The 16,364-nt window shown below is 64.4% G+C and carries 19 protein-coding genes and 1 tRNA gene; 16 read left to right on the top strand and 4 right to left on the bottom strand.

All coding sequences use genetic code 11. The features are described 5' to 3' along the window. Positions 1–482 (bottom strand): phasin family protein (locus ACRECX_RS04630; RefSeq protein WP_431557634.1); only part of this gene is annotated, 482 nt, incomplete at its 3' end. Between the two features lie 555 nt (positions 483–1,037). On the opposite strand from ACRECX_RS04630, the gene ACRECX_RS04625 reads away from it, so the two are divergent. Beyond that, entirely contained in the window at positions 1,038–1,676 is a 639-nt protein-coding gene (locus ACRECX_RS04625) for a cation transporter (protein WP_431557646.1), read from the top strand. A gap of 101 nt (positions 1,677–1,777) precedes the next feature. Here ACRECX_RS04625 and ACRECX_RS04620 read toward each other — a convergent pair whose 3' ends face one another. Then, positions 1,778–1,894, bottom strand: coding sequence for a hypothetical protein (locus tag ACRECX_RS04620; protein WP_431557633.1), 117 nt, complete (start codon positions 1,892–1,894; stop codon positions 1,778–1,780). Positions 1,895–1,969: 75 nt separating this feature from the next. Between ACRECX_RS04620 and ACRECX_RS04615 the strand changes: the two genes are divergently transcribed. After that, positions 1,970–2,581 (top strand): cytochrome b/b6 domain-containing protein, encoded by a 612-nt coding sequence (locus ACRECX_RS04615; protein ID WP_431557632.1) that lies wholly within the window; start codon positions 1,970–1,972, stop codon positions 2,579–2,581. Between the two features lie 25 nt (positions 2,582–2,606). On the opposite strand, the gene ACRECX_RS04610 is transcribed toward ACRECX_RS04615, so the two are convergent. Beyond that, the gene (locus ACRECX_RS04610) at positions 2,607–3,311 is read right to left on the bottom strand and encodes a vWA domain-containing protein (protein ID WP_431557631.1); all 705 of its coding nucleotides are present in this window, start codon (positions 3,309–3,311) and stop codon (positions 2,607–2,609) included. 80 nt (positions 3,312–3,391) lie between these two features. Between ACRECX_RS04610 and ACRECX_RS04605 the strand changes: the two genes are divergently transcribed. After that, positions 3,392–4,114 carry a hypothetical protein gene (locus tag ACRECX_RS04605; RefSeq protein ID WP_431557630.1) on the top strand — a complete coding sequence of 241 codons (723 nt, stop codon included), beginning with the start codon at positions 3,392–3,394 and terminating at the stop codon, positions 4,112–4,114. Between the two features lie 73 nt (positions 4,115–4,187). Further along, positions 4,188–4,892, top strand: coding sequence for an HAD-IC family P-type ATPase (locus tag ACRECX_RS04600; RefSeq protein ID WP_431557629.1), 705 nt, complete (start codon positions 4,188–4,190; stop codon positions 4,890–4,892). A 137-nt stretch (positions 4,893–5,029) separates the two neighbouring features. Here the strand turns inward: ACRECX_RS04600 and ACRECX_RS04595 are convergent. Continuing rightward, a tRNA-Ser gene (locus ACRECX_RS04595) sits at positions 5,030–5,119 on the bottom strand. 393 nt (positions 5,120–5,512) lie between these two features. Between ACRECX_RS04595 and rplU the strand changes: the two genes are divergently transcribed. From rplU to ACRECX_RS04535, 12 genes are all read left to right on the top strand, one after another. Continuing rightward, positions 5,513–6,070 carry a 50S ribosomal protein L21 gene (gene rplU / locus ACRECX_RS04590; protein WP_431557628.1) on the top strand — a complete coding sequence of 186 codons (558 nt, stop codon included), beginning with the start codon at positions 5,513–5,515 and terminating at the stop codon, positions 6,068–6,070. Positions 6,071–6,078: 8 nt separating this feature from the next. Beyond that, positions 6,079–6,333, top strand: coding sequence for a 50S ribosomal protein L27 (rpmA, locus tag ACRECX_RS04585; RefSeq protein ID WP_431557627.1), 255 nt, complete (start codon positions 6,079–6,081; stop codon positions 6,331–6,333). A 78-nt stretch (positions 6,334–6,411) separates the two neighbouring features. Continuing rightward, the gene (locus ACRECX_RS04580; protein WP_431557626.1) at positions 6,412–6,951 is read left to right on the top strand and encodes a GNAT family N-acetyltransferase; all 540 of its coding nucleotides are present in this window, start codon (positions 6,412–6,414) and stop codon (positions 6,949–6,951) included. A gap of 35 nt (positions 6,952–6,986) precedes the next feature. Beyond that, positions 6,987–8,021: a GTPase ObgE gene (obgE, locus tag ACRECX_RS04575; RefSeq protein ID WP_431557625.1), complete on the top strand. Its 1,035-nt coding sequence runs from the start codon at positions 6,987–6,989 to the stop codon at positions 8,019–8,021. After that, on the top strand, positions 8,018–9,142 hold the full coding sequence (gene proB, locus ACRECX_RS04570; protein ID WP_431557624.1) for a glutamate 5-kinase: 1,125 nt from the start codon (positions 8,018–8,020) through the stop codon (positions 9,140–9,142). The genes obgE and proB overlap by 4 nt, the downstream gene beginning before the upstream one ends. 50 nt (positions 9,143–9,192) lie before the next feature. Further along, a complete protein-coding gene (locus ACRECX_RS04565) occupies positions 9,193–10,434 on the top strand; it encodes a glutamate-5-semialdehyde dehydrogenase (RefSeq protein ID WP_431557645.1) in 1,242 nt (413 codons plus the stop codon). Beyond that, entirely contained in the window at positions 10,398–11,099 is a 702-nt protein-coding gene (locus ACRECX_RS04560; RefSeq protein WP_431557644.1) for a nicotinate-nucleotide adenylyltransferase, read from the top strand. The genes ACRECX_RS04565 and ACRECX_RS04560 overlap by 37 nt, the downstream gene beginning before the upstream one ends. Before the next feature lie 132 nt (positions 11,100–11,231). Beyond that, the gene (rsfS, locus tag ACRECX_RS04555; protein ID WP_431557623.1) at positions 11,232–11,642 is read left to right on the top strand and encodes a ribosome silencing factor; all 411 of its coding nucleotides are present in this window, start codon (positions 11,232–11,234) and stop codon (positions 11,640–11,642) included. A 45-nt stretch (positions 11,643–11,687) separates the two neighbouring features. Then, positions 11,688–12,170 (top strand): 23S rRNA (pseudouridine(1915)-N(3))-methyltransferase RlmH, encoded by a 483-nt coding sequence (gene rlmH, locus ACRECX_RS04550; RefSeq protein WP_431557622.1) that lies wholly within the window; start codon positions 11,688–11,690, stop codon positions 12,168–12,170. A gap of 163 nt (positions 12,171–12,333) precedes the next feature. Further along, a complete protein-coding gene (locus ACRECX_RS04545) occupies positions 12,334–13,617 on the top strand; it encodes a murein hydrolase activator EnvC family protein (protein WP_431557621.1) in 1,284 nt (427 codons plus the stop codon). Further along, complete coding sequence (locus ACRECX_RS04540; RefSeq protein WP_431557643.1) at positions 13,617–14,981, top strand: S41 family peptidase; 1,365 nt, start codon at positions 13,617–13,619, stop codon at positions 14,979–14,981. The genes ACRECX_RS04545 and ACRECX_RS04540 overlap by 1 nt, the downstream gene beginning before the upstream one ends. Positions 14,982–15,050: 69 nt before the next feature. Then, on the top strand, positions 15,051–16,364 hold the full coding sequence (locus tag ACRECX_RS04535; RefSeq protein ID WP_431557620.1) for a divergent polysaccharide deacetylase family protein: 1,314 nt from the start codon (positions 15,051–15,053) through the stop codon (positions 16,362–16,364).

The following is a 16,364-nucleotide window of genomic DNA, read 5'->3' as shown; positions in this document are numbered from 1 at the left end:
CGCCCGTCCACGGCGCGTTCGGTCTGCGACTTGATCATCTGCTCGGCCGCAACGGCGGTCACCTTTGTTGACAGCGCGTGGACTTCCTGTGCTTGCGCCGTCAATACGGCGAACTGCTTGCGCCAAAAACCTGCCTGAAGCTCCACGATATCGGTGAGTTTTTTGGCGCCCGCCAGGCTCTCGGCCAAGTTGAAGCTCGCATCGACGTTACGCCGGGCGAGGTCGACGATCTTGCGGTTGAAGGCGGCGGCACTTTGCCCGGCAGCGTCGAAGTTCCTTTCGAACGTCGTCAAGGATGCATCGAAAGCATCCCAGGAGCGGTCAAAGGCTTCGCGGGTCTGCGCTACGGCCTTCTCGGCAAGAGCGCGCACGCCCTCCGGTACGGCGGTATCGAGACCGAGGTTGCCGAGCTGGTCTGTCGTCTTGCGATAGGCGGCGCGGGCCTGGTCGGCGGCAACTTTGGCGTTATGGGTGACGGTCATGAAATACCTCTGGGGGTTAAGCGCAGGCGATTTGCGCAGGCTGTACAACCGCCGGACCCCTGCCGCGTAAAGGCAGGTGCCGGACCCTTACCGCGTAAAGGCAGGTCGTGGTGCTGAATGCTAATTTTTCGGGAAAGGCGTGCACGTAATCGGCACGGTAATCTTTACCGTCAGCGCCTAGGGATGCGGCGTGCCAGTACTAAACAAATGGGCCTTGATGAGGAGGATTACAAGCCTAGCGCGACAAACATATTCATCGCCCGTAATAGTTGCCACATTGGCTTAGGCGGTGCGCAGCGAGGAAGAGAGCGTCACAGCCGACTGACGTGCGCCTCGTGCCAGTTGCCGACCTAAGAGCGAGCCGCCGATGTCCGCTGAGGGTCAAAAACTGACCTGAGGCTGGCCCGCCGGCATGTCAGCTTGGTGCCACTAGCCGACATGAGTTTCGGAAATCTAGACAGGACGGCCGCAAGGTAGGGTGTTTCGCTGCAGGCGGGCTCGCCCTGCTGGGATAGGGGCCTATATTATTTCTTTGTGATTGGTGAGAGGTAGATGATGGGCGGCGGGTGCTGCGCGAGCGGAACCAGGTTTGAAGGGCTGTCGCCGGACTACAAAAGGCGTCTCTGGCTTGTCATCGCCATCAATGCGGCGATGTTTCTGTTCGAGATGGGCGCCGGCGCCATCGCCGGCTCGCGTGCGCTGCAAGCCGACGCGCTCGATTTCCTGGGCGACACATTCACCTACGGGATTACGCTTGCGGTCATCGGGGCCCCGCTGCGTACGCGCGCCCTGGCTGCCTTCGTTAAAGGCGTCAGCCTGACTTTGATGGGGCTCTGGGTCTTCGGGGCTACGGCCTATTACGTGCTGGTTCTTGAGGTTCCCCGCGCCGAAGTCATGGGCATCGTCGGCTTCCTCGCGCTGGCCGCGAATCTCACAAGCGTCCTGATCCTACTGCGCTACAAGGAAGGAGACGCCAATGTCAGGTCGGTGTGGGTCTGCTCGCGGAACGACGCCATCGGCAACATTGCTGTGATGATAGCAGCGCTCGGCGTATGGGGCACGGCAAGCCGGTGGCCCGACCTGATCGTCGCGGGGATCATGGCCGGCATTTTTGTCATGTCTTCCCTACAAATCCTACGACGTTCGGTAGCCGAGCTGCGCAACCTCGAAGCGGCGGCGCCAAGGCAAGCCTGAAAGCTCCGACCCACCCGCCCACCACGGCATCGCAAACTCTCGACGGGGATGAAGAATTGATGGTCCATCCACCGCGGCCGGACCTGTGGGTTCAGTGCCACTCACATCATGCCGCAGTGGCCGCCGAGCAGCGTGTCCGCCTTCTCTTTCTGCGGTCCGGTAAGCACCGCATAGAGGCCTTCGGACACGGGCTTCAGTGCCTTCAGACTTTCCACCATGGCCTCCATGGTCTTCTGCTTTAGCGCTTTATCTGGGCCTTTTTTGGCAACCGGTACGCACGGTGGAGAGCGATTTTGCCCGGTGGTCGCGGTTTCAGTGCGGCTGTCCGGGCCTATGTTGCGTCCTTCCTGACGGGCGAGCCCGAGCAGTATGTGGGACATAATCCCTTGGCCCGTATGGGCGTCACCCTTCTGCTCTTACTCCTGCTCATTCAGGTGATCACGGGGCTTGTCCTCGCAGGAACAGACCTCTATTGGCCGCCTTTTGGCAGCCTCTTTGCGCAATGGGTGGCAGCGCCTGGCGTCGACCCGGGTACTCTTCAGCCGGGTGCGAGCGATTTGGCCGACAAATTAGCCTATCAGGCAATGCGCAACTTCCGCGGACCCTTCGTTGAGGTTCACGAGATAACGTTCTACGTGCTGGCGGCTGCCATCATAGGCCACATTGGAGCGGTGGTGATCACCGAACTCCGGGAGGGCGGCAGCATCACCTCATGTTCACAGGTCACAAAATTCTCAGCAGGAAGCCACCAGACGCACCGGAGAACTCTTGAAGGACAACCTTATGCGACCTGTCCATGGGGAGAGTCATCTCGTCGAACGGATCGCGTTGGGCCAAAAGCGGAAGTCACGCTCGCCATTCGGCATGTCCGCTTAGTGCCAGATGCAGAAGATGCAGACTATTGATGTTGGCCCCAGGGGATCTCCGAACTCACCGAATAGCGCGCTCAGAGATCATCGGGCAATCAAGGGTACTCTGGAAGGCCGCGACCAGCTCGTCCTGGGTGTCAGCAGTGGTGTAGAGACCACCATTCTCTTCGGCGAGGCACTTCGCCTCCTGGATGCTTTGCTCGCCCATCCAGCTGAAATTGTCCGCACGAAAAGAGATGACATGGATGGTGAGCTGGTAGGCCTCAGCGTGGAGCTGCTTGCCGAGGTCGCACGGCGAGCCTGCGCATGTCTCTTCACCGTCGGTGAGCACCACCACGACGCCGGGCTTATTCCGGAAGTCTAGGACGTTGGCCGCTTGTTCCACGGCAGACGTCAGAGGCGTCTTTCCTGCGGGCATCAAGCCGCTCACCTCTCGCATGATGAGGTTAGCCGCATTCGGCGTGGGGTTGAGATTGAGTTCCACATTGCACTGGTTGTATGGGCCAGGGCCGTAGGTAATAAGACCGACCCGACGAAAGCGCGTCGCGCTCGGCAAAACCCTGGCAAGTGCGGATCTTACTTCGTCGATCCGGGTGATGGTCGTGGCGATTCCGAGCTTTTCGTTTCCCGACATTGAGCCCGACGCGTCGAACACGATCATTGCATCGTCGACGCACGGCGGGATCGTCGAGACATCGGCGTCGGCCGCGCTAATCGTTAGGGCGAGCGCCAATCCTGCCGGAGCGAAGGGACGGAAGCCGAGCATTGTTAAATCTCCTCGGACCCAAGGCCAGTTGCGTCAGGGGAGCTCTCGATCAGACGGGCTAAGTAAGGGGTATGTCGTCGATGTCGGAAGCCGAGCACGGACAGTCGCGAAAGGCAATCAGCTTGGCCATTCTCGAGGACGAGCGCATCGTCATCGAAGGCATTTGTTGCGCAACTCCACCTGTTCTGCGAGTCGCATCAACTCAGCCTCGACGCGTTTACGGTCCGATACGTCAGCGACAAGCGGCAGGCGCCATTGTCGAGCTTGGGAAGCAACTGGAGGTCAAGGCAAAGGGGATCGAACGCCCCATCACCCTTTTCGAAGTTTCGGGCATCGGCGGGTTGCATAGGCTCTACTTGTCGCAAGCCACTGAGGCGCTCACATCGCTGCCCGAGGAAATTCCCTTTCTGTACGAGATCGTGGACTCAACTTCCCTCGGCGGCGCCAACTACAGGGGCGCCTGGACTAAGCTATCCCATCGGGAGGCCGAGGCACGTCTCGAAAAGGCGGTTCCGCCCTTGACCAACATCAACATGAAACTCCTCGGCGCCGATGGCCGTGAGATGTCCGGTACGCTTTACGGAAAGGTCCTGGACACAATGCCTGGTAGCACCTCTCGTTTCTCGATCCGGTTCACCTCCGTGACGCCGGAGTTCGAGGCGCTGCTACACAACCTCATCCCGCCTGTCGCTCACGACGGACCGGCGGTCTCGCAGGCGCAAGCTGACTGTCTTCGAATCGGATCGCGCCCAGGCGGCGCCACCGCCGATACGAATTCCGCTTATGGTCAAAAACTGACGTGAGGCTGGCCAGCTGCTACGTCCGCTACGTGCCATGTGTGGACGGCTCCTCATTGGCAAGAGCTTTTTGAAGGTAATGCACGGCTGGTCGGTGCTGCCATGTGTCCGGCCTTTTGATGCGGCGCTTACCCATGGCCGCTGGCTTGGTTCGGCTTCGTGGTGTGGCGTGGAAGGGGGCGCGGGCGACGGCGCCGAGGTGTGGTATCGCAAGGACGATGCGCCGCCGGTGCGCCTCCGCTTCGCCGATAGCTTGCGTCCCGACGCAGCCGAGACGGTCGCCGCGCTGAAGGCCCGCGAACTTGCCGTCGCGCTCCTCTCCGGCGATCGGGCGGGCGTGGTTGAGCGCACCGCGCGCGACGCCGGCATCGACGATTGGCACGCCGCGCTGAAACCGGCGGACAAGATCGCTTGGCTCCACGCGCGCGCGCGCGAGGGGCGCAAGGTGCTGATGGCCGTCGACGGCCTCAACGACGCGCCGGCGCTCGCCGCCGCCCATGCCTCGATCTCGCCGGCGACCGCCGCCGATATCAGCCAGCGCGCCGCCGACTTCGTCTGGCAGGGCGCGAAGCTCGGCACAATCGTCGCGGCGATCGACACGGGGGCCAAAGCCCGCGCCATGGCGCTCCAGAATTTCGGCGTTGCGGCGGTGTACAATATCGTCTGCGTGCCCCTCGCCATCCTGGGCTTCGTCACGCCGCTGATCGCCGCCATCGTCATGTCGACGTCGTCGATCCTGGTCACCTTGAACGCGGCGCGGCTCGCGGGGCGGGGAACGTCATGACATCGCTCGCTTGGCTTATCCCTGCGGCGCTCGCGCTCGGCGCGCTTGGGCTCGGCGCGTTCCTGTGCTGCGCTCGGGCCAATTCGAAGACTTGGAAGGCGGAGTGCGATATTTCTCTGGAAAAACAGGGGACTAGCTGGCGGAGAGGGAGGGATTCGAACCCTCGGTACGGTTACCCGTACAACGGTTTTCGAGACCGTCCCGTTCAACCACTCCGGCACCTCTCCGAGAGCGCTCATGTAGCTTGCCCCTCACCATCCCGCAACCCGGGCCATATCTTGCCGTGGAGGCGCAACAGACTCCCCGCTCCCCCCTTGTGGGGGGAGCAGGATTGCCAGAGGCGATCCGAGGGGGGGTGTGAAGAGGAATGGGGGAATGCATGGTCGTCATTACCCCCCTCCCGCGATGCCATCCGCCGCCTTGGCGGCGGGACATTGCTGCCCTCCCCCACAAGGGGGAGGGCTAGACTTGGGACGATGTCGTGCGCTTTGGGATTGCCGGCAAGTAATTGACTTATCGGCTTTGGCCTCTATATATTGCGCCGCTTATCGCTTCCCTAGAGGCTCTGCCAGGCGCTAAAAGCTGCCGGCAAATCAAGCCCTAAGAGACGGATCAGACAGATGTTCGCGGTCATTCGCACGGGCGGCAAGCAATATCGCGTGGCGCCGAACGACATAATCGAGATTGAGAAGATCGCGGGCGAGCCCGGCGATATTGTCCAGCTTGGCGAGGTTATCCTGCTCGGCGGCGACGGCGGACCCAAGACGGGCAGCCCGACGATTTCCGGCGCGTCCGTGGCGGCAGAGGTGCTCGAGCAAAAACGCGACGACAAGATCATCGTGTTCAAGAAGAAGCGCCGCAAGGGCTATCGCCGCACCAAGGGCCATCGCCAGGCGCTGACGGCGCTCCGCATCACCGAGATCCTGACCGACGGCAAGAAGCCGTCGAAGGCGGCGGCGAAGCCGGAGCCGAAGAAAGCCGAAGCGCCTAAGCCCAAGCCAGAGGCGAAGAAGGCGGAGGCCAAGCCGGCTGCCAAGAAACCCGAGGCGAAGCCAGCGGCCAAAAAGGCCGAGGCCAAGCCCGCGGCGAAGAAACCGGCGGCCAAGGCGGCGGCGAAGAAGCCTGCCAAGGCCGCAGCGAAGGCGCCCGCCAAGAAGCCGGCGCCGAAGAAGAAGTAGAGGCTCCCATGGCACACAAAAAAGCAGGCGGCTCCTCGCGCAACGGCCGCGACTCCATCGGCCGGCGCCTCGGCGTCAAGAAGTCGGGCGGCCAGAGCGTGGTGGCCGGCAACATCATCGTGCGCCAGCGCGGCACCAAGTGGCACAAGGGCGAGGGTGTCGGCATCGGCAAGGACCACACCCTGTTCGCGCTCCGCGACGGCGAGGTCGAGTTCGCGACCAAGCAGAAGGGCCGGGTCTACGTCTCGGTGAAGCCGAGCTAGGCGCTCGCCCGAGCTTCCAGCACTTTTTCCGTTCCCTCTGACTCCCGCGCGCTTGGCCGCCCGTGTACCCTTGCTCCCATGCCCTTCGTCCCGGCCATCAAGACCGAGCGGCTCGCGCTTCGCCCCCTGGGGGCCGCAGACGCCGTGCGCCTCAGCGCGCTTGCCGGCGACTACGATGTCGCCAGCATGACCGGCACCGTCCCGCATCCCTATAGCGAAAGCCAAGCCGCCGAGTGGATCGCCAGCGTCAAGGCCGGCGAAGAGGGCGTGGTCTTCGGGATCTTCAGGGATGATGAACTCATCGGCTGCACCGGCTATCGCGCCTTCGGCGACGACCACGCCGAGCTCGGCTATTGGATCGGCAAGCCCTATTGGGGCCAAGGCTACGCCACCGAGGCGGTTGGTGCCCTGATCGGCTACGCCTTCGACGCGAACGGGTTCGACTATCTGAAAGCCGGGCATTTCACCGACAATCCGGCGTCGGAGCGGGTGATCCGCAAGCTCGGCTTCGTGGCGCAAGGCGGGGAGGTGCGCGACTGCGCGGCGCGTGGGACCAAGACCCAGTGCGTGACCTATCGGCTCGACCGCGCGGAGGTTCAGGCGGCCCTTCGCGGCTAGTGCAACGGTAAGACCTCTGGTGCTAAGCCCTTGCCATGCAGTTCCTCGACCAAGCCAAGGTCTATGTGCGCTCCGGCGACGGAGGCAACGGATGCGTGGGCTTCCGGCGGGAGAAGTTCATCGAGTTCGGCGGCCCTGACGGCGGCGACGGCGGCAGAGGGGGCGACGTCATCGTCGAGTGCGTGGCGAACCTCAACACCCTGCTCGACTTCCGCTATCAGCAGCACTTCAAGGCCAAGAAGGGCGGCGCCGGCATGGGCCAGAACCGCACCGGCGCTGGTGGCGCCGACGTGGTGCTGAAGGTGCCGCCGGGGACGCAGATCCTCGATGAGGACGAGGAGACCTTGCTCGCCGACCTGACCGAGCCGGGCGATCGCGTCGTGCTGCTCAGGGGCGGCAATGGCGGGTTCGGCAATGCGCGGTTCAAGTCGTCGACCAACCGCGCGCCGCGCCTCGCCAATCCGGGGCAGGCGGGCGAGGAGATGTATATCTGGCTCAGGCTCAAGCTGATCGGCGATGCCGGCATCATCGGGCTCCCCAATGCCGGCAAGTCGACCTTCCTCGCCGCGGTCAGCGCCGCCAAGCCGAAGATCGCCGACTACCCGTTCACCACGCTCCACCCCAATCTCGGCGTGGTGCGCATCGACGGGTTCGACTTCGTGCTTGCCGATATCCCCGGCCTGATCGAAGGTGCGCACGAGGGCGCCGGCATCGGCGACCGTTTTCTCGGCCATGTGGAGCGCACCGCCGTCTTGCTGCACCTCGTCGATGCGACCCTCGACGATCCGGTCGAGGCCTACGAGATCGTGCGCGGCGAGGTGGAGGCTTATGGTGCGGGACTCGGCGAGAAACCGGAAGTGCTCGCTCTGTCCAAGGCCGACGCCGTGCCGAAGGACGAGCTCAAGGCCAAGGCGCGTGAGCTGAAGAAAGCGGCCGGCGTTAAACCCCTCATCGTTTCCGCCGCGACCGGGACCGGGGTGCCGGAAGTGCTTCGTGCGGTCGCGGCCAAGATCAAGGCGGTGCGCGCCGAGGAGAAGGCGGAGCCGGCGCGTGCGGGGTGGCGGCCATGAGACAGGAATGGACATCCGCCCGCCGCATCGTGGTCAAGATCGGCTCATCGCTTTTGGTCGATGGCGCGACCGGCACGCTCAAGGCCGAGTGGCTCAATGCGCTCGCCGACGACATCGCGGGTCTTCGCGCCCAAGGCAAGGAGGTGATCGTCGTCTCCTCCGGCGCCATCGCGCTCGGCCGCAACGCGCTCAAACTGCCGAAGAGCGCGCTCAAGCTAGAGGACAGCCAGGCGGCGGCCGCCGTCGGCCAGATCGATCTTGCGCATGCTTACGAGGAGGCGTTCCGCGCGCGTGACCTCGTGGCGGCGCAGGTGCTGGTCACCCTCGGCGATACGGAAGAGCGCCGCCGCTACCTCAACGCGCGCAGCACCATGACGACCCTTCTCAAGCTCGGCGCGGTGCCGGTCGTGAACGAGAACGACACGGTGGCGACCAACGAGATCCGCTACGGGGACAACGACCGGCTTGCGGCCCGAGTCGCTTCGATGATGAGCGCCGATTGTCTCGTGCTGCTGTCGGATGTCGACGGCTTCTACACCGCGCCGCCCGGCAGTTGCGCGGACGCGCGGCGTCTCGACGAAGTACGGGAGATCACCCCCGAGATCGAGGCGATGGCGGGCGACGTCGGCTCGGACCTGTCGCGCGGCGGCATGGTCACCAAGATCGAGGCGGCGAAGATCGCCGTGCAGGGTGGGACCCATATGGTGATCGCGAGCGGCAAAGTGCTCCACCCGCTAAAGGCGCTGGCCGAGACCGGCATCGCCACGTGGTTCCTGGCGCGCTCGGATCCGGTAACGGCGCGCAAGCGCTGGATCGGCGGCACGCTCGAGCCGCGCGGTGCGTTTACCGTGGACGGCGGAGCGGCGGCAGCTCTGGCCTCGGGCAAGAGCCTGCTGCCAGCAGGCGTCACGGCGGTCGAAGGGCGGTTCGAGCGGGGCGATGCCGTGGTGATCAAGAACGGCGAAGGGGCCGAGATCGGCCGCGGGCTCACCGCTTACGGGAACGAGGAGGCCAGGGCCATTATCGGTCGCAAGAGCAGTGAAATCGCCGATATTCTCGGTTACCTTGGACGGCCTGAGCTGATCCACCGCGACGACATGACGTTGAACCGCAAAGGCTAGAACACGTGTCCATCCTCGCCCAGAACCCGGAAGCGAGTCTTGAGCCGATGATGCTCTATATGGGCCGGCTTGCCCGCGAGGCGGCGGCCGAGCTTGCGCTCGCCTCGACAGACAAGAAGAACGACGCGCTCGGGCGCATGGCTGCGCGGCTCGAAGCCGAAGCGGAGAAGATCATCGAGGCGAACCGCCAGGACCTCGAGGCCGCGCAGAAGAAGGGGCGCGACTCTGCCTTCCTCGACCGGCTTCGGCTCGATGGATTGCGCGTCGCCGCAATGGCCAAAGGACTGCACGAGGTGGCGGCGCTCCCCGATCCCGTCGGCGAGACCATCGCCAAGTGGACCCGTCCCAACGGTCTCGAAATCTCCCGCGTACGCGTGCCACTCGGCGTCATCGGCATGATCTATGAGAGCCGGCCGAACGTGACGGCGGACGCCTCGGGACTTTGCCTCAAGGCGGGCAACGCCGTGATCCTGCGCTCTGGCTCTGAGAGCTTCCTCACCTCGCTCGTCATCGCCAACATTCTGACCGAAGCCGTCGCCGCGTCGGGTCTGCCCGCTGCGGCGATCCAGCTCGTGCCGACGGTGGACCGCTCGGCGGTCGGCTTCATGCTCGGCGGGCTCGGTGGCGCCATCGACGTCATCGTGCCGCGCGGTGGCAGGAACCTGGTGGAGCGTGTGCAGCAGGAAGCGCGCGTGCCGGTGTTCGCGCATCTCGAAGGCGTGTGCCACGTCTATGTCGACAAGAACGCTGGCGTCGACATGGCGCGAAATATCGTCGTCAACGCCAAGATGCGGCGGACCGGTGTCTGTGGTTCGGCGGAGACACTGCTTGTCGCGCATGATGCAGTGCCGACCCATCTCAGTCCGATCGTCGATGCGCTGATCGAGGCGGGCTGCGAGGTGCGCGGCGATCCGGAGACGCAGCGCACCGACAGCCGCGTCAAGGCGGCGACCGACGAGGACTGGGGCACCGAGTATCTCGCGCCCATCATCTCGGTGAAGGTGGTCGACGGGCTCGACGAGGCGATTGCGCACATAGCGCGCTACGGCTCGCAGCATACTGATGCCATCGTCACCAACGATCAGGCCGCAGCGAACGCCTTTCTCGCCCGCGTCGACAGCGCCATCGTGCTGCACAACGCCTCGACCCAGTTTGCCGACGGCGGCGAGTTTGGCATGGGTGCCGAGATCGGCATCGCCACGGGCCGGTTCCATGCACGCGGGCCGGTCGGCGTCGAGCAACTCACCACGTTCAAATACGTGGTGCGCGGGCAGGGCCAGACGCGGCCTTGAGCACGACGGAAGGCTCACATCTAAAGCTTCCAGCGGCTGCCCCCGGCATGCGTATAGGGTTGCTTGGGGGCTCGTACAATCCGCCGCACGAAGCCCATCGCGACATCAGCCTCACGGCGCTGAAGCGCCTCGGGCTCGACCGCGTGTGGTGGATGGTCACCCCCGGCAATCCGCTGAAGGATGTCTCTAAGCTGCCGACCTTGGCGAAGCGGGTCGCAGCGGCGGAGAAAGTTGCACGGCATCCGCGCATCGACGTGACCGGCTTCAGCGGCGGAGCGAGCTACACGATCGACCTTCTCAAGGTGCTTAAGCAGCGCTTCCCGCGGGTGCATTTCGTGTGGTTGATGGGGGCCGACAATCTGGCGGACTTCCATCGCTGGAAGGCTTGGCCGGAGATTTTCAGAACTTTGCCGATCGCGGTGCTGGACCGGCCGGGCTACCGGCTCGAGGGCATGGCGAGCCCTGCCGCGCGGCGATTCGCGCCCTATTACGTGGATGAAACCGATGCTGCAGGGCTCGCGTTGCTGATACCTCCGGCCTGGACGATTCTCAGCCACAGGTTGTCGGACCTCTCTTCGACCGCCCTGCGCAAAGGTGGTTTAAGGAGGGACAAAGAGCCACAGTCATCGAGAAAAAAACCAACAACGAGCGACAACCAATACTAGCTATTGAAACGAGCAGAGCCGGCATACTATGTTTATGGTGCGAAGCGGCAATAAGGGGCCCCTCCAGCATGATGTGTGAGATGTGGCCGACGCCGTTTCCAGGAGCAATGGCAGAAGGACACCCACGCAAACATGCGCTCACCTAGAGAGGGTGCCGCACGCGGCACGCCTCCTACCGGATTTGCGTCATTTCGCGCCAATCCGAACCGACTGCTCGAGATCGTTGTCGATACGCTCGATGGCTCCAAGGCCGAGGACGTCGTCGTCATCGACTTGAAGGGCAAGACCTCAATCGGCGATCACATGGTGCTCGCCTCGGGTCGCTCGCAGCGGCATGTCGGCGCCGTCGCCGACCACCTCATCAAGAAGCTGAAGGATGAAGGCTATGGCCGCGCCCGCGTCGAAGGCTTGCCCCAGTGCGACTGGGTGCTGATCGATGCAGGCGATATCATCGTCCACGTCTTCAGGCCCGAGGTTCGCGAGTTCTACAATCTCGAGAAGATGTGGTCCGCCGATCGGCCCATGGAGCGGATGGTGGTCTGAGAGACCGCCCGACCGCAGCCGGCGGCCCGCGGTGAGAGGTGAGCCATGCGGCTCCTGATCGCGGCCGTCGGCAAGTTGAAGCAAGGGCCGGAGCGCGAGCTCTACGTCCACTATCTCGCCCGCGCCGAGGCGCTCGGCCGGAAGCTCGGGCTCACGCCGGTCCTGGGCATCGAAGTCTCGGAATCGAAGGCAAGCGGCCCGGGTCAGCGGGTGAGCGCCGAAGCCGAGGCGCTGCTCGGTAAAGTGCCGCCATCTCATAAAGTTATTTGCCTTGATCGCGAAGGGGACAAGCTGTCCAGCGAGGCCTTCGCGGCAGCGCTGGCCAAGCTCAGGGATGGCGGCGCGCCAGGCGTCGCCTTCCTCATCGGCGGGCCGGACGGGCATGGGCGAGAGGTTGTGGAGAGGTCCGACCGCACCCTTTCGCTCGGGCCCATGACCCTGCCGCACGGGCTTGCCCGCATCGTCGTGGCCGAGCAGATCTACCGGGCCATGACCATTCTTGCGGGCCATCCCTACCACCGCGCCTGAGGACCTCTAAGGTTAAGGATTCGTAAGCGTTTTGCCTTGATTCTGCCGCTTCCCTCCGGTGCCATCGACTGAACGGCCAGGGCGTATGGCGCAACCCGATCGATTGGCTTTTCCGAGACAGAGATTCCGGTTTGTCCTTTGCCTGGCCGGGCTGCTTTGCGTCTTGCCGTGGCAAGGTCATGCGGAGGACGATCTTTCCCGCGACGAGGCCAAAAAGCGTCTCGACGAGACCGAGCAGGAATTGCAGTCGAGCCGGGTCAAAGCCGAGGGCCTCACCAAGGACCTGGTTGCCCTGGCGGAAGAACGGGCGCGGCTCAACAGCGAGCTGATTGAGGCGGGCGAGAGGGTACAGGCGAGCGAAGCCAAGCTGTCGGAAACCGAAGGCAAGCTCGCCGAGCTTACCGAGCAGGTGAACGTCATTCAAAGCTCGATCACCGAGCGGAAGGAAGCCATCGTCAAAATGTTGAGCGCCATGCAGAGGATCGGACGGACACCGCCGCCCGCGCTGGTGACCCGTCGCGACGATGCGCTCGCCGTGGTGCGGAGCGCCATGCTGCTCGCGGAGGTGTTCCCCGAGCTGAAATATCAGGCCGACAACCTGTCGGGGGAGCTGGATAGTCTCGTCACGGTCGAGAACAGCATTCGCGCCAAGCGCGACGAGGAAAAAAAAGAATCGGAGCAACTCGCTGCCGAACGGGCGCGGTTAGACCAACTGCTTGAAGAGAAGAAGACCAAACTTGCGCAGGGCGAGATCGAGTTGACCCAATTGGAACAGTCCACCGAGGCGCTGGCGCTTGAGGTCACCGGCCTGAGCGAGCTAATCGAACGGCTCAACGTTCAGATCGCCAAGGTCGAAGTCGCACAGTACGACGCCGAGATCGCCGCCGAGAAGGCACTTCGCGAGCGGATGCAGGCACAAGTGATGGCCACGCCGGCGAATGAGAGCGTGGTGGAAATCAAGCCGGAATCGACCAGGGTGGCGTTCGCGAGTCCCGACCGGCTGAAGCCGGCCCTGCCGTTCGAGCAGGCTAAGGGCACGTTAAGGTTGCCGGCCCAGGGGCGGCAGCTTAAGGGCTTCGGCGACGCCGACCCGGCCGGTTCAACGCTTAAGGGGATTTCCCTGCAAACCCGCGAGGAAGCCCGGATTACGGCTCCTGCCGACGGCTGGGTGGTCTATGCCGGGCCATTCCGCTCCTACGGGCAACTCTTGATCATCAACGCTGGCGGGGGCTATCATATTTTGCTTGCGGGGATGAGCCGCATTGACGTGAGCCTCGGCCAATTTGTACTTGCCGGCGAGCCCATCGCTGTTATGGGAAATCCGGCAGTGCCGAGCAGCGGCGACGACAGTTCACGCCCCGTCCTCTATGTAGAATTCAGGAAGGACGGTAGGCCAGTAGACCCCGGCCCATGGTGGGCTGCGGCTTCCGGGAAGGTGCAAGGATGATGCGGAAATCGGAATATGCGCTTTGGGCGCTTCTGGTGTTGGCAGTGCTCGCCGCCGGTTCGACAATGGTCAACCTGGCCCGGAGCCAGTCGGCCTCCGCCGCCAACTCGGAGATCTACAAACAGCTCGACCTGTTCGGCGAGGTGCTCGAGCGCGTACGCGCCGACTACGTGGAGGCGCCCGAGGACGCCAAGCTGATCGAATCGGCCATCAACGGCATGTTGACGGCGCTCGACCCGCACTCCGCCTATCTCAACCCCAAGCACTTCCGCGACATGCAGGTGCAGACCCGCGGCGAGTTCGGCGGGCTCGGTATCGAGGTCACCATGGAGAACGGCGTGGTCAAGGTCGTGGCCCCGATCGAGGACACGCCCGCGTCGCGTGCGGGGGTCATGAGCGGCGACCTGATTACGCACTTGGACAAGGAGCAGATTCTCGGCCTCACCCTTCAGGAGGCGGTCGAGAAGATGCGCGGGCCGGTGAACTCGCCGATCACATTGACCATCGTGCGCAAAGGCGTCGAGGATCCCTTCGAGGTGAAGGTCGTCCGCGACATGATCCATATCAACCCGGTGAAGTACAACGCCGAGGGTGACGACGTGGGCTATATCCGGCTCACCACGTTCAACGAGCAGACGACGGCCAATCTGCAGAAGGCGGTCGAGGACCTGAAGAAGGAACTCGGGCCGAACCTAAAGGGCTACGTCATCGATCTCCGCAATAATCCCGGTGGGCTTCTCGACCAGGCTATCTCGGTGTCGGATGCGTTCCTCGACCAGGGCGCGATCGTGCTGACCCGCGGCCGCAATCTTGAGGAGACCCAGCGCTCCAACGCGCGGTCTGGCGACATCACCGATGGCGCGAAGCTCGTAGTGCTGATCAACGGCGGCTCGGCCTCGGCGTCGGAGATCGTCGCCGGTGCGCTCCAGGATCATCACCGGGCGACGGTGATCGGCACGCGCTCGTTCGGCAAGGGGTCGGTGCAGACCATCATTCCGCTCGGCTCGAACGGCGCGCTTAGACTCACCACGGCGCGCTACTACACCCCATCGGGGCGCTCGATCCAGGCCAAGGGCATCGATCCCGAGCTCGTGGTCGAGGAGGAGTTGCCGGAGGAACTCAAGAAGAAGACCGACGTCCAGGGTACCCGCGGCGAGTCCAATCTGCGGGGCCACCTCAAGGGTGAGTACGAGGATGAGGACGGCGCCGAAGCGGAGGCGGAAGAGGAGGAGGAAGAATCCGGAAGCTCGTCCTATGTGCCTCAAGACAAGACCAAGGACACGCAGCTCAACTATGCCCTCGATCTCTTAAGGGGCATCAAATCCGTCGACACCGAAGCCAAGAAGAAGGCGGAAGCCAATTAGCCACGGCATGTGCCCCGAGGGGAAGGCGTTAGCCCCAGACTACGGCCGGGAAGCGGGGAGGACGAAAACATGAAGGCCCTGGCCATCGCAGCTGGGATTGTGTTCTGGACGCTGGTGCTCGGCACCGCCGTGCTCGTCTTCTTCCCGGGCGGCAATGCGGGCGAGCCCGTCGCTGTCCTCCAAGTTGAGCCGGCACCTCCGGCGGCCGCTCCCGCCACGGCTCCCATGGCACCTCCGCCACATGGAGACACCCGCGGCGTCGACTTGCCGCCTGGCTTTGCCGTGACCGGGCCGGCGCAGCCCCAGGCGCCGCTACTCGCGCCGCCCGATCAGGGCACGGAAATGGTACCGGTCACGCCCGGCCAGCTCACCCCGCCGCCCCAGGCGCCGGGGCCGGAAGGCTCGCTACCGCAGGCTCCCGATCGCCACGGCGAGGCGCCCCCGACCGAGTCGCAAGCCGCGGCAGGCGGGGAGACGCAACAGGCTGCGCTCGGAGGCGTCGAATCGCCATCGATGCCGGCAGACGCACCGCCGGAGGCGGCGGCCGAGGTCGACGAGACTGGCGCTGTGACGCTGGCGGCGGTGCCGGTGCCGGCGCTGGTGGAGGAGTCACAATATGGGCCGCTGCCCAAGGTCGCCGCCGACGGGCGCCGCCCTGCCGAGGTCTATGCGCGGCCATCGCGCTACGCTCAAGCGGCCGGGGGGCCGGCGCGCGTGGCGGTATTGGTCGGCGGGCTCGGCGTTCCCGGCGCGCCGGACGGCGACGTGATCAAGGGACTGCCGCCGCCAGTGAGTATCGCCTATGGCGCCTACGGGCGCCGTCTCCAGGAGTGGGTGACAAAAGCCCGCGCCGACGGCCACGAGGTTCTCCTCGCAATCCCCCTGGAGCCGAACAACTACCCGAACGAAGACCCCGGCCCCCACACCCTCCTCACCACCCTCCCCCCCGAAGACAACATCAAGCGGCTGCATTGGCTGATGTCGCGCTACACCGGCTATGTCGGCGTGACCAACCACATGGGCGCCAAGTTCGAGGCAACCCAGAGCGCGCTCCAACCGGTGCTCGAGGAACTGAAGCGGCGGGGCCTCATCTATGTGGATGACGGCGGCGCGGAGGGGTCGGCCGCCGGGCAGGTGGCAGGGGCGCTGGGTCTCGACTACGCGGTGGCCCAGGTGCGGCTCGAGGCGAAGTCGGCCGCCGAACTCGCCACGGCCTTGGCGCAGCTCGAAGCCACCGCCAAGGAGCGCGGCACGGCGATCGGTGTTGCCAAGGCAGAGCCTGCTACGGTCAAGCAGATCGGCGAGTGGGCCAGTTCGCTCGAAGGCAAGGGTCTCGTTCTCGTGCCGGTCAGCGCCGCGGTGCGGGCGCAGCGGCAGAGCTGA

Source organism: Methyloceanibacter sp. (genome assembly GCF_050726195.1).
Classification (GTDB): domain Bacteria; phylum Pseudomonadota; class Alphaproteobacteria; order Rhizobiales; family Methyloligellaceae; genus Methyloceanibacter.
Note: the sequence above shows the minus strand (reverse complement) of the source record. Positions and strands in the feature narration are given on the sequence as shown.